This is a genomic window from Streptococcus oralis (assembly GCF_001578945.1).
In the GTDB taxonomy this organism is placed as follows: domain Bacteria; phylum Bacillota; class Bacilli; order Lactobacillales; family Streptococcaceae; genus Streptococcus; species Streptococcus oralis_Q.
Window position 1 is genome coordinate 265207 of record NZ_KQ969551.1, and the last position, 1973, is coordinate 267179.

Below are 1973 nucleotides of genomic sequence, written 5' to 3' on the forward strand. Positions count from 1 at the left end.
CACGGATCTCCGTCGTTACATTGAAATTATCATGCAAACGGACATGATTCGTGAGAAGAAATTGAAGGTAACCAACGAAATCACGAACGTAATGGAGTATTACCAAAGTTCTTTCCTGAATGCTGTTCCGCGTTTGACAGCTGAGTATAAAAAATTAGCTAAAGAACAAGGTATCGATCTCCAACATCCAAAACCGATTACTATGGGGATGTGGATCGGAGGAGACCGTGATGGAAATCCTTTCGTAACTGCGGAAACTCTCAACAAATCAGCCTTGACTCAGTGCGAAGTCATCATGAACTACTACGATGAGAAGATTTATAATCTTTATCGTGAATTTTCACTCTCAACCAGTATTGTGAATGTTAGTGATAAAGTTCGTGAGATGGCGCTGAAGTCACAAGATAACTCCATTTATCGCGAAAAAGAACTCTATCGTCGTGCTCTTTTTGATATCCAAGCTAAGATGCAGGCAACTAAGGCTTATCTCATTGAAGATAAGGATCTTCAGCCTAGATATGCTACTGCAGATGAATTTTATCAAGACTTGTTGGCCATTCGAGATTCTCTCCTTGAGAACAAAGGAGAATACCTGATTTCAGGAGAATTTGTTGAACTGATGCAAGCTGTCGAAATTTTTGGTTTCTACCTTGCTTCTATTGATATGCGCCAGGATTCTAGTGTTCACGAAGCCTGTGTGGCTGAATTGCTAGCATCAGCTGGTATTAACGACCATTATAGCGACCTTTCTGAAGACGAAAAATGTACCCTCCTATTAAAAGAGTTGGAAGAAGACCCTCGTATCCTCTCAGCGACTCATGCTGAAAAGTCAGAACTGCTTGAAAAAGAACTATCTATCTTTAAAGCTGCGCGCAAGTTGAAGGATAAACTGGGTGAAAATGTTATTCGTCAAACCATCATTTCTCACGCAACCAGTGTATCCGATATGCTCGAACTAGCCATTATGCTTAAGGAAGTCGGCTTGGTGGATGCTCAAAAAGCGCGCGTTCAGATTGTTCCCCTCTTTGAAACGATTGAAGACTTGGATCATTCGGAAGAAACCATGAGAAGATATTTCTCTCTTCCTTTGGCTAAAAAATGGATTGCTTCAAAAGACAACTACCAAGAAATCATGCTTGGCTACTCTGATAGTAACAAGGATGGTGGTTACCTATCATCGTGTTGGACCCTCTATAAAGCGCAACAACAACTGACGGCTATTGGGGATGAATTTGGTGTTAAAGTCACTTTCTTCCACGGTCGTGGCGGTACTGTGGGTCGTGGTGGTGGACCAACTTATGAAGCTATCACATCTCAACCACTCAAGTCTATCAAGGATCGTATCCGTCTGACTGAGCAAGGAGAAGTCATTGGAAACAAATACGGTAACAAAGACGCTGCCTATTACAACCTTGAAATGCTGGTTTCTGCAGCCATTAACCGTATGATTACCAAGAAGAAGAGTGATACCAATACGTCAAATCGTTACGAAGCTATTATGGACCAAGTAGTGGACCGTAGTTATGATATCTACCGTGATTTGGTCTTTGGAAATGAACATTTCTATGACTATTTCTTTGAATCAAGTCCAATCAAGGCTATTTCAAGCTTCAATATCGGTTCGCGTCCAGCCGCTCGTAAGACCATTACTGAAATCGGCGGTTTGCGTGCTATCCCTTGGGTCTTCTCATGGTCACAAAGTCGTGTCATGTTTCCTGGATGGTACGGTGTGGGTTCAAGCTTCAAAGAATTTATTGATCAGAATCCTGATAATATTGAGATCCTTCGTGATATGTACCAAAACTGGCCTTTCTTCCAATCTTTACTTTCCAATGTGGACATGGTTTTGTCTAAGTCTAATATGAACATTGCTTTTGAATATGCCAAGCTCTGTGAAGACGAAGAAGTACAAGCTATCTACTACACTATTTTAGATGAATGGCAGTTGACTAAGGACGTTATTTTAGCTATCG

1 protein-coding gene is annotated in these 1973 nt (G+C 41.2%); it reads left to right on the forward strand.

Annotated elements, in window-relative coordinates; translation table 11 throughout:
• Window positions 1-1973, forward strand: a 1973-nt coding sequence (gene ppc, locus SORDD16_RS04000; RefSeq protein ID WP_128973466.1) for a phosphoenolpyruvate carboxylase, incomplete at both ends; no start/stop codon positions are given.